This is a genomic window from Cognataquiflexum aquatile, assembly GCF_003316845.1.
Classification (GTDB): Bacteria; Bacteroidota; Bacteroidia; order Cytophagales; family Cyclobacteriaceae; genus Cognataquiflexum; species Cognataquiflexum aquatile.
Window position 1 is genome coordinate 78,130 of the sequence record NZ_QMIK01000010.1, and the last position, 22,936, is coordinate 101,065.

The following is a 22,936-nucleotide window of genomic DNA, read 5'->3' on the forward strand; positions in this document are numbered from 1 at the left end:
TCAAAGTAAGGTCTGAAATTAGGTTTATCAAATAGGCTTGAAATGAATAAGAAAGATATTCTCACCTATCATTTGTAAGCAATATATTATTTTAAAAAACCCGAAAGTATTGATTTTTGATCAGCGGAATTTTTCAGACTCCCTTATACTGTTTCACTACTTTTAAACAAATACAATTGCAAAAAACCTAAATCACAAAATCCCACCCCTACTGTCTTGACTCCAACAAACAAAACTGATAAGGCTCAAGCCAAAGGTACTCATGGTCAGGACCTACATTGATTTCTTTTTGAGACCAATGATCGAAAAGTGATTCAGGTGAATCTCCCTTTTCTCTAAATGCATACCAAGTCAGGTTTTGGTATTTGTCGCTGAAATTGAAAACCCCATAAAATGACTTTCCTTCAAAAGATCTTAAAAAAGCCGCGATGTGGGTGTTGTGCGGCGATATCCAAGTTAGGTTTTTGTAATCTCCGATCACAGGCAGGTTCTTCCGGATTTTGATCAATGCCTTCATTTGGGAGAAAATCCTGTTTTCGACCGTTCCTTCTTCATTTCTTCTTTTTGCTTTTCCCCAATCAATCAAAGGCCTGTGCAGCCACCTGTTGTCGTAGCTTTTTCCCGGATCATCACTGAAACTGTAATCATTGGTATACCCTATTTCATCTCCGTAGTACAGCATTGGCATGCCGCCAAGAAATAGGGAATGCGCCTGCATCAGGATGATTTTTTGGATGGAAATGTCTTGCCCGTGGGAATCATTTTCATACAGTGATTTTTCAAGCCCACACAAAGAAGCCAAAGTGCCGCTGATTCTCGCATCACCGGTTTTGGGATTGAAAGAAAATAGTGCTCCTCTAGCCGGGGTGCCGGGAAGGTTTCCGGAATAATAATCCATCAAATACCTGCGGTGCCTGAAGGGTGTTTTACCGGTCATTTCAATCATATAATCTTCATAACCCATCCCGATATCATCGTGACATCGGGTATAAGAAATCCAGGAGGTTCCAAATGGCTTTTCCAAAATCGCATGTTGGGCGGCAAGCATCACGTCGGTTTCGCCGGTGGCAAGCATGTCCCATTGCAACGCCATATGGGTAGCGTTGTAGGCAAAATCACATTCCTTTGCAGTGTAATCACCTGTCCCAAAGTATTTGATGATTTCCTTTGGTGCGACAATGGCTTCTCCCAATATCGCCATTCCGGGAGCGGCCACGAGGACGCATTCCTTGATCAACTGTAGCAGTGTATGTACCTGAGGGAGATTTTGAGAAGTGGTTCCTGTTTCTTTCCAGATAAATGCCGGTGCGTCTACCCGCAGCACATCCACGCCGAGGTTGGCATAAAACAGGACGTTGTCCAACATTTCCCTAAATACCAGAGGATTCATGTAATTGAGATCCCATTGGTAATTATGAAAAACCGTCATGACCCATTTTTGGCATTCTTCCACATAGGTAAAATTGCCGGGTGCTGCTTCGGGGAAAATCTCAGGCATCTTTTCCTCATATTGATTAGGAATCCACCTGTTGTCAAACATGTAAAAGAAATCCTGAAAATAAGGATCTCCGGATTTGGCTTTTTCGGCCCATTCATGCCTGTGGGAAGTATGGTTGAGGACAATGTCCAGCATCATGTACATCCCCTTTTGCTGCATTTCTTTTCTTAACCCAATCAAATCCTCCAATGTACCAAACTTCTTATCCACCTTTCGGAAATCCGAAACAGCATATCCACCATCACTTTCTCCTTCAGGGCTTTCAAATAGCGGCATCAGGTGCAGGAAGTTTACTCCGAGTTCCTCCAGGTAGGGAAGTTTGGTTTTTAGCTGCGGCAGATTCCCCGCAAAACGGTCCACATAGAGACTCATGCCCACCAATTCATTACTCAAAAACCAATGATCTTTCTTGGCTTTTTCTTCATCCCTTTTGCGAAGGTCTTTTTCCCGGGATTGATAGGCCCTCACCAGAGTCGCTATCAATTGCTCAAAGAGTTCATCTTTTTTAGGATGGGTACTGTAAATCTGATAGTATAAGTGGGTGATGGAAGCCATTCCTGCATTCAGCCGCGCAATAAAAGCTTTGTCTTTGATGGATAATTTAAGCTCGTTGGCGGAAAGAATATTTCGGATGAAGTCTGTCAATGAATGGTCTGTGGCCATGGAAAAGGGTATTTTTTTCTTTTTGAATAAGTAATTGAAAACAGCATCTGTATCAATGTCCGCCTCCCATCGGGGCTGATGCGGTATCGATATCATGGGTTTCTTTGATTCTCAAAGTGGCCAATGCTGCCAAAAGCAACAATGCCCCGGCAAAAGTGATGGCAAACCCGGGATTGTTGCTGAGGATATATTTGGATATAAATCCAAAACTCAAGGTCTGCAGGATCATCGGGATTACAATCATCATATTGATAATGCCCATGTAGACTCCATATCGTTCTTTGGGAATTTCATTGACTACAAGCAGGTAAGGAATTCCCATCATGCTCGCCCAAGCGATCCCAAATCCTGTCATGGGAACAAGCAATGCATATTTGTTTTCGATATGGGGAAAAGCCAGCAAGCCAAGTCCCGCCAGAATCAGACAGATGAAATGGACTTTGCGGGGACCAAATTTTTTGGCTACGCCAACCAAGGCGAAAGCAGACATAAAAGTGACGACATTATACCAGCCATTGACCAGACCGGTCCATCCCACTGCTTCTTCAAAAAGTTTCATATCCTCAGCAGGAGAAGTTTTCCATACTGATTGGGCGATACTTTTGGCGGCATTCTGCCAATAGACAAAGAGTGCATACCATTGGAAAAGGTACACCAATGCAAGTTTCCACATCACCGAAGGCATATCGACGACGGAGTGGATGATTTCCAGGTTTTCGCCAAAAAGAACTCGGGAATATTTGTTTTTCTCCATCGAAGTAATCAACCGAGGAATCAAAGTCCTGTCAAAAATCGAAGGAACCAACAGCAAGGCAAAGAGAATATACACCACCAATGAGGTAATCAGAGAAAGAAAAAACTGGATGGCAGGATGAGGTAGTCCTTTGTTTTTCTCGTTCAAAACCAGCAATTCCTGCTCAGTCGGTGGAATCTCGGGGGTTTTGTAAATACTCCATCCCACCGAAGTAATCGAACAAATTGAACCTAAAAAGAAGGAGGCATACACCCAAACCGGGAGAGAACCGGCAGTTCCCGGAATGTACATCTGAAAGATAAATAGCGAAATATTGGCGAGGGTTATCCCCAATCCGGTAAAGAAACTTTGGGAAAGAAAACCTGTGGCATACTGTTCTTCGGGAAGTTTGTCAGCAATCAAGGCACGGTAAGGTTCCATCGCGGTATTGTTGGCTGCATCCAAGACCCAAAGCAAGCCTGCTGCCATCCAAAGAGAACTGCTGAATGGATATAAAAAAAGACAGATACTGCAAAAAACTGCGCCTATGAAGAAGAAAGGCTTTCTCCTGCCAAATCTTGGACTCCAAGTCCTGTCACTCAAAGCGCCGATAATGGGTTGGATCAGCAATCCGGTCATCGGTCCGGCAAGGTTCAGGATGGGGATTTCATGCGGTTGTGCGCCAAGCATGTCATAAATCGGGTTGACTGCACTCTGCTGCAATCCAAAGCTGTATTGAATGCCAAAAAAGCCGACATTCATATTGATGATCTGTTGAAAGGAAAGCCGTGGTTTGCTCATGCAGGGAAGGTTAATTGGGTCAGGTAAATTCTGTTTTTATCCTTAAATGGGGAAACCCCATTTTGGGAAATCTAAAATAGAAAAATAATCTTCTAAAAATTCATCCAATGAAAAACGATGAAATGGCTAAACAGCACTTAGACAGCGTTTTTTGAGGAAGTACCAAACCCAAATCCCGCTTTTTAACCGATCTATAACGGTTGCGGAAAATGAATCGACATCCACTGTTTTTTGGTAAAAAAAATCAAAAATCAGCGAAAATTTTTTGGGTGTAAAATCAAAAACCGTGCATTTCAAAAACTCTTTCCATCACCACATATTCCATCCCTTCTTTTTCAAAAGTGGCTGCGGTGGTGGTCATTCCGAATTTTTGATAATAAGCTGCTTTTGAAATCCTTGCATTGCACCAGATTCGGTTCGTGTTTTTTTCTTCCAAAAAATCAAAAATGTACTGAAGGAGTTTTGATCCATATCCTTTTCCCTGAAACTGTTCCAAGGTGGCAAACTTCCTGAATTGGGCTTCCTGCCCGTGGATAAAAACCGAAACCACCGAAATCAGATTCTCCTCCACAAACAACCCAAAGTGGATCCCGTTTTCATCTTCCGGAACCCGGACAAAATCAATGGGCTTATCAGGCCACATGACCTGTTGGCGGATGGGGAGAATTTGGTCTATAGAAACTTCTTTGATTATCATCTTTTAATTATCTTTTCAAAAAATCATTTCCAACAAAATATAGAACACCGAAGGACAGATCAGGCAACCCAATCCCGTGTAGAAAGTCGCAGTCACTGCTCCATAAGGCACCAACTTGGGATCTGTTGCCGCTAATCCGGCAGCCACACCACTAGATGTTCCCATCAATCCTCCAAATGCCATAGCTGATTCCGGGCTGTTCAGGCCTATTTTATTGGCAGCAATTGGCGTAATGATGGTTACCGCGATCGTCTTGACCACGCCTGCAGCAATGCTCAGCGCAATCACCTCCGAACTCGCACCCACAGCAGCACCCGTCACCGGGCCCACGATATAAGTACAAGCACCGGCACCGATCGTGCAAAGGCTCGCAGCATCCCGATATCCCCAAGCATAGGCGAGTAGAACACCCATCAAAAAGAAAAGCCCAATACCAAAAATCAAAGAAATCATGCCCAAAAAACCGGCTTTGCGCACCAAAAAAAAACTTGCCCCTGCCGCTGTGGCGACGATGGCAAAGTCACGGAACATGGCGCCGCCCAAGATCCCGACTCCCTTGAAAATGGCAATGTCTGACAACCCTTTTTCTCCCCCGGTAAATACTCCGCCCACATACCCGAGAACCAAGCCCAAGAAAATGGAGATGGCCGATCCCGGAATTTTGGAGTTCAATACTTTTTTGGAAAAAAGCTCAGAAAAGGCCACAATGATCCCAATCACCAAAAAGCCCAAAATAAGGCCGTTTTTTTCCACCAAATTCAGGAATATATCCATCTCAGTTTTTGTGAAAATTTTTGAGAATCAAGGGAAAAACAAAAAAAGAAACAACCACCGGAACCGCCCCGGCAACAATGGCCAAAGTACCTGTCGAAACTGCGGATTTGACATTGAGGCTTGCCGCCATCGCAATGACCACGGGGATATACATTTTGTTCCAAAAGTCTATGCCGGAATCTATATCAGGACTCATCCAACGGTTTTTGATAAACCATTCCTTCAAGACCTTCAAGATGATCATCGCAAATCCTACTCCCCCGACATTGGCATTGATGCCGAGCAGGTTTCCAAAAAACTCCCCCAACCACTGCCCGATCAGGTAGGAAAGTGCCAAAAGGGCGACTCCGTAAATTATTTTCATGTTTTCAGATTAAAACAGTTTTTTCAATTCATTTTTGGTGACTTTGCCCATTGCATTTCGCGGTAAATCTTCCACCACTAGGAACTTTCGTGGGGTTTTGTAGGCAGGCATCCTTTCCCTTATCCAAGCATTCAGGACATTGACATCTATATTCTTTTCTGCCACCAAAGCCGCGGCTACCAATTCCCCCCATTCCTCATCCGGAATTCCTATGACCCCACAATCCTTGACACCCGGATATTTCCGAAGAACTTCCTCGATTTCCAAAGCGGAGATTTTGTATCCTCCGGATTTGATGATGTCAACAGAATCCCTTCCGAGAATCTTGAAATACCCTTCCTCCACGACGGCGATATCTCCGGTTTTGAACCAACCGTCTGATGTGAATGCTTTTGCTGTTGCTTCTGGTTTTCCCCAATATTCCTTGAAAACATTGCCGCCCATGACCTGGATTTCACCGGGTTGGTCCGATGGAATTACCCTGTCGGCCTCATCACATAGTCTGACCTCCACTCCCTTGAGAGGCATTCCGATATAGCCCGCACGCCGTGTACCCTCGTAGGGATTGCTGATGGCCATGCCGATTTCGGTCATGCCGTACCTTTCGAGCAGGTAATGTCCCGAGATTCCGTGCCACTTCTCCATCACTGATACCGGCAACGCCGCCGAACCCGATACCATCAGCCTGAATTCCTTCAATCTTTCCGTAACGTTCATTTGCTCAGTCTGAGAGAGGTTTTCATAGTAAGCGATCAACTTGAAATAGATGGTGGGAACCGCCATAAAAACATTGACCTTGCCTTCCATGAAAATTTCAAAAACCTTTTTGGCATCAAAATTTGGTAAAAATTGAACCGTTGCTCCGGACCAAAGCGCACAGGAATTGACGTTGATAATACCGTGTACATGGTGCAGGGGCAGGATCGAAAGGGTGTAATCCGAAGAACTCCATTGCCAGGCATCTACCAAGGTACTAACCTGCGCTTCGATATTCGCATGGGTGGTCAGGACTCCCTTGGGAAGACTAGTCGTCCCGCTGGTATAGAGAATCATCGCACCTCTTTGGTTTTCTATTTCAGGCAATTCACCCGATTCATTTTTAGATAAACCTGACATCCTGATAAATCGGATGTTGGGCATCATAGAAAAAGGAGACAGGATATCTTCATATTCCGGTCCACAAATGATCATTTCCGCAACCGTATCTTCCACCACATATTGGAGGGAAGGCAAAGGATAAGTGACACAAAGCGGTACCGCTATGCCTCCTGCCCGCCAAATGCCCCATTGCACCGCCACATAATCAAACCCCGGCGCTATCATAAAGGCAATCCGCATTTGGCCAAGGTCCTCTTTTCCCTGCAGGAGATGCAATGCAATCACTTCACTTCTGTCCAAAAGGTCTTGAAAAGAATATGAATCAAATTGGTCCACAATGGCGCATTTGGTTGCAAACCTTTTGGAGTTTTCAATAAGTCGAAGCATAATAGGTTTTTTTGGAAGGCTTAAATTAAACCGAAATTCAATCGATTGTTGGTGTCGGAGCTAAAAAATGGCTCGAGTCCCAAAAGGCGATCATTTATTTGATCCAACTTGATTGCAATATTCAACAATCAAAGCCTATTTTAGTAAGAATTTATTAGCCTCATCCATATGACATTCAACAGACGCAATTTCCTCAAACTCGCCTCATTGGCCCCCGGCCTGGCTATTCCTTCATTAAGTTTTGCAAACAGCCAGGAAAAAGACCTTCCAAAGGCTTTGAAAGGGTTAAAGCCCATGACCGCGGACATTGTTCCCATCAGTCGTGAGGAAAGGTTGGGCAGGATAGCCAAAGCACAAAGTCTGATGATAGCAAACAAAGTAGATGCGCTGTTTCTCGAACCAGGGACCAGCATGGCGTATTTTCTGGATTTCGACTTTTTTCTCTCCGAAAGGATGGTGGCAGCCGTGATTCCTGCCAAAGGAGAAATTGCTTATGTCTGTCCAAAGTTTGAAGAAGACAAAGTAACAGAATTGGTAAAATTCGGTTCCGACATACGCACTTGGGAAGAGCATGAAAGCCCTTATCAGGTGGTTGCGGGAATCTTGAAGGACAAAGGCACTCCCAATCAGACCGTCGGAATTGAAGAGCGTTCGAGGTTTTTTCTTTATGATGGCATCAAAAAGGAAAGTGGAAGGCTGAATTTTGTCCTTGCGGATCCTATCACAGCGGGGTGCAGGATGTTTAAATCACCCGCTGAAATTGCGCTTATGCAAAAAGCCAATGACATCACGCTTGCTGCCTACAAAGTACTTTTTGATTCGCTTTATGAAGGCATGACCCAAGCGGATTTCAGCCGGGTTGCCACTGAGGCGCATCTGGCTTTGGGCGCAAAAGGCTCCATAGGTGCTAATTTTGGGGAATGGTCCGCTTTCCCACATGGAAGCAGCACCCCACAGAAACTCAAAGAAGGCGACCTTATTTTGGCCGACGGCGGCTGCAAGATAGAAGGCTATACCTCAGACATCAGCCGAACGATTGTTTTTGGAAAACCAACAGCCAGACATACTGAGGTATGGAATATCGCAAGGGAGGCTCAGCAAAAAGCAATCGAGCTTGCCGCACAACAGGGGACTACCTGTGAGCAAATGGATGCTGTGGCAAGGGGAATTGTCAGCAAAGGTGGATTTGGTCCTGATTACAAATATTTTAGCCACCGGCTTGGGCACGGGATCGGCCTTGATGTCCACGAATGGACCAATCTGGTGCGTGGCAACAAAACCCCGCTTCAGGAAGGAATGTGTTTCAGCAATGAGCCCGGGATCTACATCGTGGGTGAGTTTGGCGTCAGGGTGGAGGATTGTTTTTACATGTCTGCCTCAGGCCCCAAGTTCTTCAGCGCTCCGAGTCCAGCGATTGATAAGCCTTTTGCTTAGATTGAATTTGAAAATATTTAAGAAAAAAAGGGTTTCCATTAACGGAAACCCTTTTTTTGTTTAATCCAAATTATCCCGTTTTTCAAGAAATGAAAACATCGTCATTGTTGAGAAGGATTTCATCGAGGTTTTCTCCGGGAAGGGCGATGATTTGTTCATTCTCGGCATCCCATTCTATGCGTCTGCCGATTTTGTAAGATAGGCCGCCCATATGCGCTGTGATGGCTTCTTCAAATCCCTCAGTGATTCCACAGCTGGGTTCACCGCCGTTACGGACACAGCTCATCCATTCTCTGAGGTGAAGGAATGTAGAGTCCACTCTTTTGCCGTCTCGGTAGGTCCATAGTAAACCCTTGTTGGCAAAATATTTGGCTGTGGCTGAAGTGACCGCATCTACGCCATTGGCACTTGGGTCATATTGGTAGATCGGAACGGATGGATCTACCCTGTTTTCTTTGATCAGGTCTTTGTACTTGGTGGACCTAGGATCGGCATAGATCGTGACCATATTTCCCAACTCCATGGAAGCATCATGTCCCATCAATACCGTGCCCCTATCAAACTGATTGCCCAAAGTAGCACTGTAGACCAAGGTCATCCCTTTTTCTTTGCCGGGGGTCTGACTCGTACCGGTACTGAATTCCGGAAAATCCATGTTGATTTGCATCACATCAGGAACATTTCTTCCGTCCCTGTGGGTGTAAACCCCTCCTGAACCTGTGATGTATTTGGGAATTCCCATTTTCAAAACACAATTGATCCTATCATAATCATGGGTCAATAAATCCCCTGACAAACCTGAACCATAAGCCCACCATTTTCTCCATCGGAAAAAATGTTCAGCATTGAATGGGATTTGGGGAGCGGTGCCTAAGAAGGCGTTCCAATCAATTGTCTCGGTTGAAGCATCCGGATGGATGTCATATTGCCAGGCACCGTTGTCGTCATTTCTGTTGGTAGCCGTCACGACCAAAGACACATGGCCTAAGGTATTTTTGGCAATGGCATCCTGTGCAGTCAGAAAACTCTGGGTTTGACGATGCTGATGTCCGACCGCAAATTTGATATCCGGGTTTTTACGGCAAGCTTCCCTCAGGTCATAGGTTTCCTGAATGGTATGGGTCATGGGTTTTTCAACATATACATGTAGGCCGGCCTCAATGGCGGCAATGGCCATCGGTGCATGCCAATGGTCCGGTGTCGCAATGATGACTGCATCCACCTCACCGCTGTTGAATAATTCCAAATGTGTCTTGTAGCGCTTGCAGGGATTCTCTTCTGTATTGAATGATTTTAACGCCTTTTCTGCCCTCACGTCAAAAATATCGCAGATTGCAGTCAGCTTGACGTTGAGGCTTTCTTGTGCCTGAAATTCTGCCAATCGTTTGTCATCAGGATTTTCTGCAGCGGATTTGACCATGTCATCGATCCATTCTGTGGTTGCAAAACCCAAAGACCGCATCAGTTGCTCGCCTCTTATCCCAAACCCAATCAGGCCGACCCGTAGCGGTTCCCCGGTCATAGGGCCTGAAGCGGGAGGTGCTGAAGCTTTGATATTGAGGGTTTCGAGCAAAAGATTACGCTCGCTCAATGCCTTTTCATTAGACCTGAAACCTGCTGTCCATACTGCACCAAAAATCGGAATACCTCCGAGTATTTTGAGCCATTCCCTTCGGGAAAAGCCTTTGAATAAATTCTTGTCAGTTGCCATGTGCTTCAGTTTATTGGGTTAGTGGATACTGTCTTCTGCTTGGCAAAAAGCTTAGCCAAACCGAAGGCATATTGGGTAGGGAATAAATAGATCACAAAGAGCGCCGCGGCCTCAATGAGGTTTTTGTTGACCAGCCAATAGCTTCCCTCGCTTGGTCCCTGAGGATATCCGGGAAATGGCGGATGTGCCAAATAGTACAGCAACAACAAGCCAATTCCGATGATACAGGCCCAATTGGTCTTGACACCGATGATAAGGCTAAATCCTACCAAAAGCAGAGCGCCGATATTGAGCGTATCGATGACAGGAATGATGGTCTCGCTGGCCATCCATCTGAAAAAAGACTCCATATAACTCGCACTGAGCAAGTATCCTTTAGCAGTCCAGGAGGGACTGTATAATTTAATGACACCTTCGTACAAAAAGTGCCAACCGATCAGCAAGCGAAGCAGCACCAGGCTGCCTGTTTGCAATGAGGTAAATCTGGAAGTTTGATCCATAGGTTTTTTGTTTATTGATGCACGATATTACCACATCAAACCCCAAAAAAACATGACATAAATCAATCCGAAACATGATGTATATCTCACTGTCCTGCAGGGTTTTTGGGAGGAAATAAAAGGAATTTCTAATAGGAGGAATGGTTTAAAAATGTTTTTTTCGTAGAATTACGAATTTTTCGTAGGAAGTCTAAAATCTTTCTTTTACATTTATTTTATGGAAACATTGACAAAATACGAAGAGACGCTGATGCGGATATTCTGGAAGCTGAAGCGAGCTTTGGTAAGGGATGTTCTGAATGAACTGCCCGAACCTAAGCCTCCCTACACGACACTCGCCTCCAACATCAAGCTACTTGAAAAAAAAGGATTTCTCGACCACAAATCCTACGGCAAAATACTCGAATATTTTCCAACGGTTTCCCAATCTGACTACCGCAAAAACAGCTTCAATGAATTGGTGGAAGACTATTTTGATGGCTCGGTAGAGAATGTATTGTCCTTTATGGTAAAGGAAAAAGGGTTATCTGAAAAAGATATGGAAGAACTTCAAAAATTGATCGACAACATGGGTAACTCCTCTCAGCCATGACCACATTATTCAACTACCTCTTGGAAGGCAGCATTATCCTGCTCTTGCTATACGCCTTCTACATTGTGTTTCTTTCCAAACTTACGTTTTTTGGATGGAACAGGGCATACCTTTTGGGTTCCTTGGCATCGGCATTGGTACTCCCTCTACTTTCCTTTGAACTCAACCAAAGTTCAGTTTCGGGTTTAAATCCTGAGGTATTTTCCTATTACTTGCCGGAATTTGCCCTGACTCCTGAGGAAGGGATATCAGCAAAATCCATTCTGATATATGCGGCAATCTTTCTTTATGGTGCCGGATTCCTTTGGACTGCCACACGGTTGGCAACAGGGATTATCAAAACTTTCAGTTTGATCAGGTCCTCAGAAAAATTCCGCCACAATGGATTGACTATCGTCGTAAACCCAAAATTTCCACCATCATCCTTCTTTAGCTTCATCCTTTTGCCGGCATATCAGGCAGGAAATAAAGCACAGGAATTGATCATTCTTCACGAATCGGAACATGCCTCCAAGCTCCATACATTGGATCTGATTTTTGTGCAGGTAAGCAAAGCGATTTTCTGGTTTCACCCGCTTATCAAAGCCTTTGAATCCAGTATCCATGAAGTCCATGAATTTCAGGCGGACACCAAAGTGACCAATGTCCATCCCAAAAAGGAATATGCACAGTTGCTTTTTAACCTGACTGTTACCAAAAAAGAACAGCAGTTTGTGAACAACTTCAACCAGTTTCAGCTCAAAAAAAGAATCCTGATGATGAATGCCAACAAATCCGGGTTGGTACATAAAGGAAGGTTTTTGCTTGCACTGCCGCTTTTGGGATTGATGGTTTTTGTTTTTGCCTGTGACAAGACCTCCGAGAATTCCTTTTCCGAAAACATGGATATCCCCATGACAATGGAGTTTGCCCCACCAAAAAATGATGATCCAATAGTCGAAATTTTAAGTGCAGATGAAGTTTTCGATGTCGTGGAAGAGTCACCGGAGTTTCCCGGAGGGATGGAAGCATGGAATGATTTCTTGAGAAAGAACCTCAAATATCCCAAGCAGGCCCGAAGTATGGGAATCGAGGGAACTGTCTACGCCGTGTTTGAAATAAGAACCGATGGCAGTGTGCACAATATCGAATTGTTGAGGGGAATCGGCGGTGGCTGCGATGAGGAAGCGATACGAGTGATAGGAGAGTCTCCAAAATGGACCCCGGGAAAACAAAGGGGAAGATTGGTCAACGTCAGGATGAGGATACCGATCAGGTTTCAGTTGGGTTAAATCCTTATCGAAAAAGCATACCAGATAATCAAAATAAATCAACCATATAAACTAACCACAAGATGAAAGCAAACAATTTTAACCCAAATTACAAAAGCAGGCTTCTCACTGCCCTCCCGCTAATGGGACTGATGATCGTATTTTTTTCCTGTGACTTTCAAGGATATGACGAGAAAGTAGTATTGGAAAATGGCGAAGTCACCAGCAAAACCATTCAAAGTGATGAGGTATTTGATGTTGTAGAAGAATCCCCGACGTTTCCGGGAGGGATGGAAGCTTGGGTAGAATTCTTGGGAAACAACCTCAAATATCCTGAAAAAGCCAGGGAAATGGGAATCGAGGGAACTGTGTATGTGGTCTTTGAAATCAGGAAAGATGGATCAATCAAAAATGCAGAGTTGCTCCGAGGTATCGGAGCCGGCTGTGACGAGGAGGCTTTGCGCATCATCAAAGAATCACCAAACTGGACACCGGGCAAACAGCGGGGACATATCGTCAATGTCAGGATGCGGGTTCCGATCCAATTCAAACTTGGGGACAAAGAAGTAATCGCCTAAAGTCCATAAACCATTTCAATAAATCACCTTTTGTAAAATCAATTTAACCAATCAAACACCTTCCCTAAATGAACACCAGCGCATCAAGATCAAAAAGTACAAACAATTTCCTGTTGGCCATCATTCTACTGTCCATGATGGTATTTGTCATCTCCTGCAAAAGCTCCAAAGATTCCGCTTTTTCAAAAACCATGGACATTCCGATGGGAGAGAATTCCCCACAAAGTTCATCCGATGAAGTCTTTGATGTGGTGGATGAAGTTCCCGAATTTCCAGGTGGAATTGAAGCTTGGGGCAACTTCATGAAAGACAATCTCAAGTATCCAACCTTGGCCAAAGACAAAGGGATTGAAGGGACTGTGTACATCACTTTTATTATCAATAAAGATGGTTCTGTAAGTAATGCGGAGATTCTCAGAGGAATCGGGGGAGGCTGTGACGAAGAGGCCCTGAGGGTAGTCAAAGCTTCGCCAAACTGGACTCCCGGAAAAAAAGACGGTAAAATAGTCAGATCCCGAATGAGGCTGCCGGTCCAATATGCTCTTGGCAAAAAGGATAAATCTTGAACAATCAAAAAGAGGGATTCTCAGATGGGAATCCCTCTTTTTTCCTAAACAGTGGTATAATCTGCCCTAAAAACTAATTTAACTTTTTACCATTCTACATGCCATAAAGATGTTCATCTAAAAACCCGTTTCGGAATTTTCCTTCGGGGTCGTGTTTGGCGAGAAGGGATTTGAATTCCTCCATTTTTGGATACCGCTCTTGGAGTTTTTGGGAGGAAATGGTGAATAACTTCGCCCAGTGTGGTCTTGGACTAAACGGTTCCAACTTGGCTTCCATCTTAGGTAAAAGTGCCATGACTTCAGGAATTTCTTGTTTCCAAGTGGTATGAACCGCGATGGAATCCCTTTGGTAGCAGGTACTCATCCACAATTCATCCGCTTTGATACTTCTGATTTCGGAGATGAAAAGGTGAGAAGAGATTTGATCTGCCATTTCCTTCACCGCCATCAGCGCTTCGTAGCCATTTGCCATTGGTACAAAATATTCTGATTGGAGTTCCTTGCCTGCACTTGGCTGAAATTCCATTTTGAAATGTGGCAAGCGCTCATACCATGGACCGGGAATAGCCAATTGCTCAGAACAGCTTTCGGCAGACATTTCCTGCACAGGATGCATATGTACTTTTGCCTGTTTGGCACCGTAAAACTCCTCCGGAAAATCCAACGTCTCGCCCGGGACAACTTTTCTCTTTATCCAGACTTCGTTGACATTGTCACTTTTCCAATCAAGAAAAAAACTCACACTATACCCCGAAGCCATGATTTCTTGGAAATTCTCCTTCAGGGCGGTCATTGGCATATCCATGTACACGACCTGAGCGACCTCAAAAGTGGGAAGCAGGTCCAAAGTCACTTTGGTCACAGGGCCAAATCCTCCCAATCCAACTACGGCACCAAAAAAATCCGGATCTTTTTCCTTTGAAAGCTGAACCAACTCACCTTTGGCGTTGACAAACTCGATAGCTACAACACCTGTGGAAAGGTTGCCGTTATCCACCCCCGAACCATGGGTGGCTGTGGCTATCGTTCCGGCAACAGAGATATGCGGAAGAGAGGCGAGGTTATGGAGGGCATATCCGTTTTGATGGAGGTAGGCGCAGAGTTCCCCGTACTTGATGCCACCTTCTACCGTCACTTGGTTTTTTTCCGTGTCCAAGGAAATGATTTTGTTCAGATTTTGGAATGAAATGAGGTTATCGTTGCTGTCAGCAATCCTGTTGAAAGAATGCCTCGAACCCAATACCCTCAGTTTCTCACATTTTTTAACCAAGGCCTGTACTTCTTCCACGGTTTTGGGATAATGAACATTGGTCGTGCTGAACTCAAAATTTTCAGCCCAGTTTTTCAAGGTTTCGGAGGTCATCGTTTCAGTAGGTTTTTGAGGGGAACAGGATAGTATCGGTTGGATCAATACCCCTCCAACGAGGAGAGAAGAGTTTTTGAGGAAGGTTCTTTTTTTCATTTTGGATTTAGGAAAGGAAGAAAATTCTATTGTTAAATGGCAATAATGCTTTCTCAATAATTCACCTTCAGTTCTTTCACTTTGGTCGGTAGCCAAACCTGCATTTCACTTGCTCCACGGTTGGCCCAAGTGTAATAAGGAATGGCGGTGATGCTCTTGGTTTCAGTTTTTACAGTGGACCCATCCTCCGAAACGGTCACCACCGGCACATTTGCCTGAATGGCCATCACCCTTTCATTCAGAACCTGATATTCTACTTCCTGAAATTCGGTATTCGCCGGAACCACAATGTTCCAAGCCCTTCCGGCATTATCAGCACCCTCCACACAATAAACCAAAGGTCCTCTTTGCAAAGCAATCCTGTCCCGATTGGCTTCCACTTCATTTCTTGATTTTATTTTCCTGATTTCCATCGGCAACGAATATTGGACAATGTCACCTTTGCTCCATTTTCTTGATATGGTGATGTATCCATTTTCCTGGGTGTATTCCACAGGCTTGCCGTTGAGTGTCACGGTGAATTTTTCTTTGGCTGTACCTTCGAATCGATACAAATCCCCAGGTACCGGCTGTTCTTTTGCCCATCCGGGCAACCTTAAATTGAGGCTGAAGGTGGTTTTTTTCTCAGGATTCATGGCGATGTTCACCACCCCATCCATTGGGAAATTGGTTTTGATTTCGACCGGCACATTTACCTTTCCCATTTGGATATTGGTCTGACTTCCGATAAATAAGTTAACCCAAATACCATCTTCCGAAGTAGCATAGATATAGTCACCGACAGAAGCCACCAAGCGGGAAATATTCGAAGGACAGCAAGCTGTTCCAAACCATGCCCTGCGGGAATGTTGCCCATTGGAAGCAAGGGGGTTTCCATAAAAAAACCTGTCGCCCTGTAGGCTCAAACCGTCCAAAGCTGCATTGTAAAGGCTCCTCTCCAGGACATCGATGTATTTGGAGTCCCCTTCCAAGGAATTCATGCGCTGATTCCAGAAAACCATTCCTACTGAGGCGCAGGTTTCACTGTAAGCCCTTTCGTTTGGCAGGTCATAATCGACTGAAAAACCTTCATTGCTGCCTGAGGAACCAATGCCTCCTGTGATGTACATGTTGCGGTAGACCACATCTTCCCACACGGTTTTCATGGCATTCATGTACCCGTCGTCATTTTTTGCTGCGGCAACATCTGCGGCACCGGTGTAGAGATACATAGCCCGGACGGCATGTCCAGTGATTTCTTTTTGTTCCTTGACAGGCACGTCATCTTGGGCATATTTGGGCCCCCAATGCTTGTTTTCCCAGATCCCTCCTACTCCATGGCCACGGCCCCTTTGGTCCAAAAACCAATCCGAAAGTTCGAGGTACCTTTCCTCTTCGGTCAACTTGTACAATTTGACCAAAGCCAGTTCGATCTCCTGATGGCCTGAGACCCAAGGTCTGTTTGCCTGTCTGAAAGTCTTATCAATATGGTCTGCCATCCTGATACCGACATCCAGGAGTTTTCTCTTTCCTGTGCTTTGGTAATAAGCTACGCCAGCTTCTATCAGATGACCGGCACAATAATCCTCGTGCATGTCCATATTTTGCCACCTATTTTCCAATCCCGTCAAAGAATAAAAGGTGCTAATGTAGCCGTCAGCCTCCTGAGCTGCAGCGATCTTATCGATCCATTCGTCCGCCTTGGCTTCAAGTGCAGGATCAGATTGGTTTTTGAGGGAATAGGCAATGGCCTCCAAGGCCTTGTAGACATCACTGTCATCATAGTAAATCCCTTCATGGGACTCCCCGGATTTTCTTGCAGCTTTTTCAAAATTGCGGATCCGTCCGGTCTCCACCTCCGTTTGTTGGATACAAACCTGCAAGGCGGTGGAAGCTACTTTTTCCAGTTTTGGTTTCCAAAAAGCATCTGTGATCGTCACTTCCGAGTAACTGACAGGTGTCAGCCTGACCAATCCGGATTGGCTTGTAGCTTTTTCAGAAACAAAAAGCACCAGGAGAGAAAGCAGGAATACATGGGTTTTCATGGGATTTTTGGGTTGGATTTGAAGCAGAAAGCAAGGCCTTGAACGGATTTCTGTGAAGATCAAAAACAGGAATCCAAATCAGACAATGGATTTTGACCATCTATACAAATATATCCAATTGAAGCAATTTTGCCAGAATTTATACCTGAATGGTAAAATCAAACATGGATAAACGCTTCTTTGCCAGTAACGCTATATTCTTCTTCATGGAGACGGAAGACGGAAGTCGGAAGACCGATGTACCGGATATTTCAGTCTGCAGACAAAAATTTAAATGGATAGCCAATCTACTGACATAATTGTGTACATACATTAAATCAAAATAGAGGAAACCATCATGGGCAATTACCTGCCCGGATTTTCTGATTTCATTGATGGTTTTGATAGATTTGGATTATGAAAATCACCTATCTTGAAAATTACGATTCCCTAAGCCAATATGCTGCAAAACTTGTCATGGATGAAGTTCAGCTAAAAAGAGACCTTTTGTTTTGTGCCGCTACGGGAAATTCTCCTACGGGAATGTACGCCGAAATGGCGAAAAATAAATCCCTCTTTGACCGGATGCGCGTCGTCAAAATGGACGAGTGGGGAATCATTCCGCTCTCCCATCCTGATTCCTGTGAATCCTACATCAAAAAACATGTCTTGGAACCTTTGGAAATCCCGGCTGAAAGGTATGTTGGATTTGATGCTGCACCCGAATCGGTAGCGGCCGAGTGCACGAGAATGCAAAACTTTATCAGCGATCAAGGGCCCTTTGACATTTGTATTTTGGGATTGGGAAAAAACGCCCACATTGCTTTCAATGAACCTGCTGATTTTTTGCAGCCATATTTTCATAAAGCCACCTTGGCACCTTCTACCATACAGCATGACCCGGCATTGTCACAAGGTCCGGAACCGGCTTATGGATTGTGTGTGGGCATGAAGGATATTCTTGAGACAAGAAAAATAATATTTCTCATCACAGGCAAAGGCAAACAGGAAGCCATCAAACAGATTTTTGACAGAAAAATATCAACACAATGTCCCGCATCATTCCTTTGGATGCATCCCAATGTGGAGTGTTTGATAGATAAAAACAGCTTGTAAGCTGAATTCAAAGTCCGGAAAAAAGTAGGTCCTTCCTTGATTGGTTCCATTTTTTACCAACCGTCAGATTTTTTTCAGTCGCTATAAAAGATGCTTGTGTATCAGGGGAATAAATTGCAATTTGGGTTTGAGCTGCATTTTGATTTTCAGGGACTTAATTGACTGGAAATCAAATTTTGGTCCGATTAGCAATAAACCCGTTCATGCCTATTATCCGGAAATTTTTAATCCTGTTTTCACTGTTGATTCTGGGCCGTTGCTCAGAAAAGAAGGCTCCTATTCCGGCAGATTCCTCTCCGCCAAAATCACCCCAAGAAGAACTCGAGACTTTTGAAATTGAAAAGGGATTCAAAATCCAGTTGGTAGCGGCTGAACCCATGGTGCAGGATCCGATAGCCCTGACATTCGATGAAGATGGCAGGCTTTGGGTTGTCGAAATGAGGGGATTCATGACCGACATAGATGGTACTGAAGAGCAGCAACCTCTCGGTAGAATTTCTGTTTTGGAGGACGAAGATGGCGACGGAATGATGGACAAAAGCACAATCTACCTTGACAGTCTCATCATGCCAAGGGCTTTGGGACTTATAAAAGGTGGTGCCCTAGTCGCCGAGAACAATTCCCTTTGGATCACAAAAGACACAGATGGTGACCTCAAAGCGGATTCAAAAGTACTTTTGGACTCTACATATTCCCAAAACGGCATTCCCGAGCATTCCGATAATGGCCTTTTGAGGAATATTGACAACTGGTATTACAATGTGAAGTCAAAGTTGCGGTACAAAAACCTAGGCGGAGAATGGGTCCGCGACAGCACCGAAGCCCGGGGTCAATGGGGTGTCAGCCATGACGATCAGGGAAGGTTGTTTTACAATTACAATTGGTCCCAACTGCATGCCGACCTTGTTCCTGCCAATTACCTTTCCCGAAACAAAAACCACTCTCCTTCTACGGGCATTGATCACGGCCTAACGATAGACCGACGGATATTTCCGATAAGGCCAAATCTAGCTGTGAACAGGGGTTATATCCCCGGTACTTTGGATGAAGAAGGAAAACTTCTTGAATTTACATCAGCATGCTCTCCTCTCGTATTCAGGAGCACATTATTTCCAAAGGAATATTATGGTAATGCTTTTGTCTGTGAAAATGCAGGAAACCTTGTAAAAAGGAACGTTATCATCCAAAAAGATCTCCTTTTGGAAGCTTATGACCCAAACCCGGGTAAAGAATTTTTGGCCTCCACGGATGAGCGCTTCAGGCCTGTTAATTCAACTATTGGACCGGATGGCGCAATGTATATTGCTGACATGTATAGGGGAATGGTGCAACATGGATCTTATGTGACCCCCTATTTGAGAGAGCAGACCTTGAAGCGAGACTTGGTTTTTCCGGTTCATCTGGGCAGAATCTGGAGGATAGTTCCGGAAGATTGGGAACCTTCCCCAAATCCAAAACTTTCCAAAGAAAGCTCCCAAGAGCTAATCAAGCGACTTTCCCATCCTGATGGTTGGCACCGGGACATGGCCCAAAGACTGTTGGTCGAGCGGGAGGATGTATCCATAAAATCGGATTTGGAAGACTTGGTCCGAAACGGAAAAACCGAATTGGGCAGGTTCCACGGACTTTGGACTTTGGAAGGTTTGGGTTTGATAGCAACAGACTTGCTTTTCGACTTACTTGATGATCCATCTCTTTTGATGCAAAATACATCCATGCGGCTTTTGGAAAACTTTGCTCTCCAAGAGAATAATATTCAGACCAAACTCGGGCAATCATTATCATCCAAAATAAAGGATGCTCCTGTTGAAGTTTCTCTGCAAATGGCTTTGAGTGCTTATGCCTTGAATCAGGAAGATGCTTCGGAAATATTGGAGAATGTGATTTTCCGTTTTGGGGACAATGCCTTGGTCAGGGATGCGGTCATGAGTAGTCTTGGTAACCGAGAATTTGATTTCTTGGATAAGTTATGGATATCTGAAAATTGGAAGATAACAGATCCTTCCAAAGAAATTTTTCTGGAAATGCTGACTGTTTCCATTGTCAAGAAAAGAGATCCAAAAGAACTGGAAAGCCTGCTGACAATATTGGATGATTCTCCTAAGGATTCGGATTGGAAACAGCAGGTCGTCCTTACCGGAATGGCCATCCAAGCTGCAAATAGTAGAGCAAAAGGACCTTTGACTTTGAAAAAAGAACCTCCAATCTTTAAAAGAACTGACCTTAAAATCGAACCTGCAAGAGTTGAGATGCTGAAATCCATGTTTTCTTGGCCTGGCTATACACCAAAAGTGTTAGAAATGTCATCCAATTCTCTTGATGAAAAAGGGATGCAGCAGTTTGCGATGGGCAGGCAAAAATACCTGGTAACCTGTGCCGGGTGTCACGGTTCGGACGGCGCCGGAGTCAACAGAATGGGACCGCCGTTGGCGGCTTCGGAATGGGTGATCGGTGATGAAATCCGGCTTTCACTCATCCTCCTTCATGGCATGGAAGGTCCTTTGGAAGTAACAGGTAAAAAATATGACGCTCCGGAAATCCTTCCCGTCATGCCCGCCCATTCGACCATGGATGACGCTTCCATTGCAGCGATATTGACCTATATCCGAAATGAATGGGGAAACCAAGCTCCTGCCATTAGCGGCAGAACTGTTTCCTCTACCCGGCATACCTCGCAGGGAAGGGTGTATCCATGGACCGCCCCGGAACTAATCAAGCATACCGACTCCTTGTCTGTCCTCAAACCTACCTAAAAACCCATTCCGCCAATATGAGATCCTCCGATAATTACACATCCCCCTTTTCCCCTGAAAGAAGGAATTTCATTCAAAAAACAGGATTGGCAGCATTGGCGATGGCTTTTCCATTGACTTCTTTTTCCATGAATTTTGAAGGGGTTTCGATGGGTATCGTAGTCCATTCCTATGGCGCAAGGTGGAATTCGAAAGTCCCGAGTGAAAAATATCCCGGTTTTGAAAATGCCCTCCAACTCATCAAACACTGCCACCAGATCGGTGCCGGGGGCGTACAAGTTGGCGTCAATAACTGGACTTCGGATTTTGCCAAAAAAGTCAGGGACCAAAGAGAAAACCTTGGAATGTACTTGGAAGGAAGCATCGGCTTACCAAAATCAAAGGATGATATTGACAATTTTGAGAAAGAAGTCTTGACAGCAAAGGAAGCAGGGGCGACAATCCTGAGGACCGTATGCCTCAGTGGCCGGAGGTATGAAAATTTCAAAACAGACACTGAATTTCTTGATTTCAAAGCAAAATCTATCCTTTCGCTTCAATTGGCAGAACCCATAGTAAGAAAGCATAAAATGAAACTGGCAGTCGAAAACCACAAAGACTGGCGCGCGGCTGAATTGGTCGAAATCATCAAAGGAATGGACAGCGAATGGATCGGGGTGACTTTGGATTTTGGAAACAATTATTCACTTCTTGAAAAATCGGAAGATGTCATCGGCCTTTTGGCTCCTTATTCATTTTCCACCCACATCAAGGATATGGGCGTCAAATCCTATTCCAAAGGCTTTTTACTGTCTGAGGTTCCGCTTGGAGAAGGGATAGTCGACCTCAAAAAAGGAATTGATCTTTGCAGGAAATATAACCCCAACATTACTTTCAATCTGGAAATGATCACAAGAGACCCTTTGGAAATCCCTTGTCTGGAAGAGGAATATTGGGCCACCTTTGATAACATATCGGGTCCTGAACTTGCCGGAATTCTCAAAATGGTAAGGGAAAAATCCTTTTCGGGTGAGTTGCCTTATACACGTAACCTAGAACCCGAGCAGCGGCTTGATTTTGAGGAAGCAAATGTCCTCGCCAGTCTCTGGTACAGCAAGAGCGAATTAGGGCTTGGCAAATAAATTGGAATAAAAATTAATCAACATTCATTTAAGATAAAAATATGAATACTTCAGTCAGTGAATTACCCGGAATCAAACTTTTTGACCTGAGTGGCAAAGCCGCCATCATCACTGGAGGGTCCAAAGGGCTCGGTTTGGCCATGGCAGCAGGTTTGGCTTCAGCAGGTGCCAATGTTATGTTGGTCAGTCGAGACGGGGCTGTCGGAGCTGAGTCAGCCTTGGAACTGGAAAAAGCCTATGGCATCAAAGCCATTTCTTTTTCGGCTGATGTTTCCTCCAAGGAGCAGACAGAAGCCATGGCCAATGCCGCTATGGATGCTTTTGGCAGGATAGATATTCTGATCAACAGCGCCGGGATCAATATCCGTGGCGCAATTGACGAACTGAGTGAGGAGGATTTCAAAAAAGTAATGGATGTAAACGTCACCGGAACATGGTTATGTAACAGGGCTGTGACTCCATTTATGAAAAAAGCCGGCAAAGGCAGCATCATCAACATGGCGAGTACGCTCGGATTGGTAGGGCTTGCAAACAGGACCCCGTATGCCTCAAGCAAAGGTGCAGTCGTGCAAATGACCCGCGCCTTGGCATTGGAATTGGCCCCTTTCAATATCACGGTCAATGCTATCTGTCCAGGGCCATTTCTCACAGAAATGAATTTGCCCATTGCAGATACCGAGGAGGGAAAGAAATTTGTGGTAGGAGCCACTGCCTTGGGAAGATGGGGCCATTTGAAAGAAATCCAGGGTGCAGCCTTATTGTTGGCAAGTGATGCCGGAACGTATATGGTAGGTTCGATGCTGACCGTCGATGGTGGTTGGACAGCACGTTAATG

Annotated in this window: 19 protein-coding genes; 9 read left to right on the top strand and 10 right to left on the bottom strand. The window is 44.7% G+C overall.

What is annotated here, in order from left to right; translation table 11 throughout:
• Positions 1 to 208 precede the first annotated feature (208 nt).
• The 6 genes from DQW11_RS21620 to DQW11_RS21645 form a co-directional block, all read right to left on the bottom strand.
• The gene (locus DQW11_RS21620) at positions 209 to 2,257 is read right to left on the bottom strand and encodes an amylosucrase (protein WP_113926220.1); all 2,049 of its coding nucleotides are present in this window, start codon (positions 2,255 to 2,257) and stop codon (positions 209 to 211) included.
• The gene (locus tag DQW11_RS21625) at positions 2,214 to 3,695 is read right to left on the bottom strand and encodes an MFS transporter (RefSeq protein ID WP_113926221.1); all 1,482 of its coding nucleotides are present in this window, start codon (positions 3,693 to 3,695) and stop codon (positions 2,214 to 2,216) included. The genes DQW11_RS21620 and DQW11_RS21625 overlap by 44 nt, the downstream gene beginning before the upstream one ends.
• Positions 3,696 to 3,972: 277 nt before the next feature.
• Positions 3,973 to 4,392, bottom strand: a complete 420-nt coding sequence (locus DQW11_RS21630) for a GNAT family N-acetyltransferase (protein ID WP_113926222.1) — start codon at positions 4,390 to 4,392, stop codon at positions 3,973 to 3,975.
• A 15-nt stretch (positions 4,393 to 4,407) separates the two neighbouring features.
• Positions 4,408 to 5,166: a malonate transporter subunit MadM gene (madM, locus tag DQW11_RS21635; RefSeq protein ID WP_113926223.1), complete on the bottom strand. Its 759-nt coding sequence runs from the start codon at positions 5,164 to 5,166 to the stop codon at positions 4,408 to 4,410.
• 1 nt (position 5,167) lies between these two features.
• Complete coding sequence (gene madL, locus DQW11_RS21640; RefSeq protein ID WP_113926224.1) at positions 5,168 to 5,530, bottom strand: malonate transporter subunit MadL; 363 nt, start codon at positions 5,528 to 5,530, stop codon at positions 5,168 to 5,170.
• 9 nt (positions 5,531 to 5,539) lie between these two features.
• Positions 5,540 to 7,015 (bottom strand): acyl-CoA synthetase, encoded by a 1,476-nt coding sequence (locus DQW11_RS21645; protein WP_113926225.1) that lies wholly within the window; start codon positions 7,013 to 7,015, stop codon positions 5,540 to 5,542.
• 168 nt (positions 7,016 to 7,183) lie between these two features.
• On the opposite strand from DQW11_RS21645, the gene DQW11_RS21650 reads away from it, so the two are divergent.
• Complete coding sequence (locus DQW11_RS21650; RefSeq protein ID WP_113926226.1) at positions 7,184 to 8,449, top strand: M24 family metallopeptidase; 1,266 nt, start codon at positions 7,184 to 7,186, stop codon at positions 8,447 to 8,449.
• A gap of 82 nt (positions 8,450 to 8,531) precedes the next feature.
• Here DQW11_RS21650 and DQW11_RS21655 read toward each other — a convergent pair whose 3' ends face one another.
• Together DQW11_RS21655 and DQW11_RS21660 are read right to left on the bottom strand one after the other, a co-directional pair.
• Positions 8,532 to 10,160 (bottom strand): Gfo/Idh/MocA family protein, encoded by a 1,629-nt coding sequence (locus DQW11_RS21655; RefSeq protein ID WP_113926227.1) that lies wholly within the window; start codon positions 10,158 to 10,160, stop codon positions 8,532 to 8,534.
• Between the two features lie 5 nt (positions 10,161 to 10,165).
• Entirely contained in the window at positions 10,166 to 10,660 is a 495-nt protein-coding gene (locus DQW11_RS21660; protein ID WP_113926228.1) for a DoxX family membrane protein, read from the bottom strand.
• Between the two features lie 217 nt (positions 10,661 to 10,877).
• Here DQW11_RS21660 and DQW11_RS21665 point away from each other — a divergent pair, with 217 nt between their 5' ends.
• The 4 genes from DQW11_RS21665 to DQW11_RS21680 all read left to right on the top strand — a co-directional run bounded on the left by DQW11_RS21665 (position 10,878) and on the right by DQW11_RS21680 (position 13,646).
• A complete protein-coding gene (locus DQW11_RS21665; protein WP_113926229.1) occupies positions 10,878 to 11,252 on the top strand; it encodes a BlaI/MecI/CopY family transcriptional regulator in 375 nt (124 codons plus the stop codon).
• The gene (locus DQW11_RS22680; protein WP_113926230.1) at positions 11,249 to 12,523 is read left to right on the top strand and encodes a TonB family protein; all 1,275 of its coding nucleotides are present in this window, start codon (positions 11,249 to 11,251) and stop codon (positions 12,521 to 12,523) included. Before DQW11_RS21665 ends, DQW11_RS22680 begins: the two co-directional genes overlap by 4 nt.
• A 62-nt stretch (positions 12,524 to 12,585) precedes the next feature.
• Positions 12,586 to 13,080, top strand: a complete 495-nt coding sequence (locus DQW11_RS21675; protein ID WP_113926231.1) for an energy transducer TonB — start codon at positions 12,586 to 12,588, stop codon at positions 13,078 to 13,080.
• Positions 13,081 to 13,148: 68 nt separating this feature from the next.
• Positions 13,149 to 13,646: an energy transducer TonB gene (locus DQW11_RS21680; protein WP_113926232.1), complete on the top strand. Its 498-nt coding sequence runs from the start codon at positions 13,149 to 13,151 to the stop codon at positions 13,644 to 13,646.
• A 94-nt stretch (positions 13,647 to 13,740) separates the two neighbouring features.
• Here DQW11_RS21680 and DQW11_RS21685 read toward each other — a convergent pair whose 3' ends face one another.
• Complete coding sequence (locus DQW11_RS21685) at positions 13,741 to 15,108, bottom strand: FAD-binding protein (RefSeq protein WP_113926262.1); 1,368 nt, start codon at positions 15,106 to 15,108, stop codon at positions 13,741 to 13,743.
• 53 nt (positions 15,109 to 15,161) lie between these two features.
• Complete coding sequence (locus DQW11_RS21690; RefSeq protein WP_113926263.1) at positions 15,162 to 17,132, bottom strand: glycoside hydrolase family 127 protein; 1,971 nt, start codon at positions 17,130 to 17,132, stop codon at positions 15,162 to 15,164.
• A gap of 396 nt (positions 17,133 to 17,528) precedes the next feature.
• Between DQW11_RS21690 and DQW11_RS21695 the strand changes: the two genes are divergently transcribed.
• The 4 genes from DQW11_RS21695 to DQW11_RS21710 all read left to right on the top strand — a co-directional run bounded on the left by DQW11_RS21695 (position 17,529) and on the right by DQW11_RS21710 (position 22,934).
• Positions 17,529 to 18,227, top strand: coding sequence for a 6-phosphogluconolactonase (locus tag DQW11_RS21695; RefSeq protein WP_113926233.1), 699 nt, complete (start codon positions 17,529 to 17,531; stop codon positions 18,225 to 18,227).
• 203 nt (positions 18,228 to 18,430) lie between these two features.
• Complete coding sequence (locus DQW11_RS21700) at positions 18,431 to 20,980, top strand: DUF7133 domain-containing protein (protein ID WP_113926234.1); 2,550 nt, start codon at positions 18,431 to 18,433, stop codon at positions 20,978 to 20,980.
• 17 nt (positions 20,981 to 20,997) lie between these two features.
• Entirely contained in the window at positions 20,998 to 22,101 is a 1,104-nt protein-coding gene (locus DQW11_RS21705) for a sugar phosphate isomerase/epimerase family protein (protein ID WP_113926235.1), read from the top strand.
• Positions 22,102 to 22,142: 41 nt separating this feature from the next.
• Positions 22,143 to 22,934, top strand: a complete 792-nt coding sequence (locus tag DQW11_RS21710; protein WP_113926236.1) for an SDR family NAD(P)-dependent oxidoreductase — start codon at positions 22,143 to 22,145, stop codon at positions 22,932 to 22,934.
• The last annotated feature ends 2 nt before the right edge of the window (positions 22,935 to 22,936 follow it).

Bases quoted from the DNA above. Each gene is read 5' to 3' on its own strand.
- DQW11_RS21645 (WP_113926225.1), bottom strand. From the start codon at position 7,015: ATGCTTCGACTTATTGAAAACTCCAAAAGGTTTGCAACCAAATGCGCC.
- DQW11_RS21625 (WP_113926221.1), bottom strand. From the start codon at position 3,695: ATGAGCAAACCACGGCTTTCCTTTCAACAGATCATCAATATGAATGTC.
- madM (WP_113926223.1), bottom strand. From the start codon at position 5,166: ATGGATATATTCCTGAATTTGGTGGAAAAAAACGGCCTTATTTTGGGC.
- DQW11_RS21685 (WP_113926262.1), bottom strand. From the start codon at position 15,108: ATGAAAAAAAGAACCTTCCTCAAAAACTCTTCTCTCCTCGTTGGAGGG.
- DQW11_RS21675 (WP_113926231.1), top strand. From the start codon at position 12,586: ATGAAAGCAAACAATTTTAACCCAAATTACAAAAGCAGGCTTCTCACT.
- DQW11_RS22680 (WP_113926230.1), top strand. From the start codon at position 11,249: ATGACCACATTATTCAACTACCTCTTGGAAGGCAGCATTATCCTGCTC.
- DQW11_RS21660 (WP_113926228.1), bottom strand. From the start codon at position 10,660: ATGGATCAAACTTCCAGATTTACCTCATTGCAAACAGGCAGCCTGGTG.
- DQW11_RS21700 (WP_113926234.1), top strand. From the start codon at position 18,431: ATGCCTATTATCCGGAAATTTTTAATCCTGTTTTCACTGTTGATTCTG.
- DQW11_RS21705 (WP_113926235.1), top strand. From the start codon at position 20,998: ATGAGATCCTCCGATAATTACACATCCCCCTTTTCCCCTGAAAGAAGG.
- DQW11_RS21620 (WP_113926220.1), bottom strand. From the start codon at position 2,257: ATGATATCGATACCGCATCAGCCCCGATGGGAGGCGGACATTGATACA.
- DQW11_RS21665 (WP_113926229.1), top strand. From the start codon at position 10,878: ATGGAAACATTGACAAAATACGAAGAGACGCTGATGCGGATATTCTGG.
- madL (WP_113926224.1), bottom strand. From the start codon at position 5,530: ATGAAAATAATTTACGGAGTCGCCCTTTTGGCACTTTCCTACCTGATC.
- DQW11_RS21680 (WP_113926232.1), top strand. From the start codon at position 13,149: ATGAACACCAGCGCATCAAGATCAAAAAGTACAAACAATTTCCTGTTG.
- DQW11_RS21690 (WP_113926263.1), bottom strand. From the start codon at position 17,132: ATGAAAACCCATGTATTCCTGCTTTCTCTCCTGGTGCTTTTTGTTTCT.
- DQW11_RS21630 (WP_113926222.1), bottom strand. From the start codon at position 4,392: ATGATAATCAAAGAAGTTTCTATAGACCAAATTCTCCCCATCCGCCAA.
- DQW11_RS21710 (WP_113926236.1), top strand. From the start codon at position 22,143: ATGAATACTTCAGTCAGTGAATTACCCGGAATCAAACTTTTTGACCTG.
- DQW11_RS21655 (WP_113926227.1), bottom strand. From the start codon at position 10,160: ATGGCAACTGACAAGAATTTATTCAAAGGCTTTTCCCGAAGGGAATGG.
- DQW11_RS21650 (WP_113926226.1), top strand. From the start codon at position 7,184: ATGACATTCAACAGACGCAATTTCCTCAAACTCGCCTCATTGGCCCCC.
- DQW11_RS21695 (WP_113926233.1), top strand. From the start codon at position 17,529: ATGAAAATCACCTATCTTGAAAATTACGATTCCCTAAGCCAATATGCT.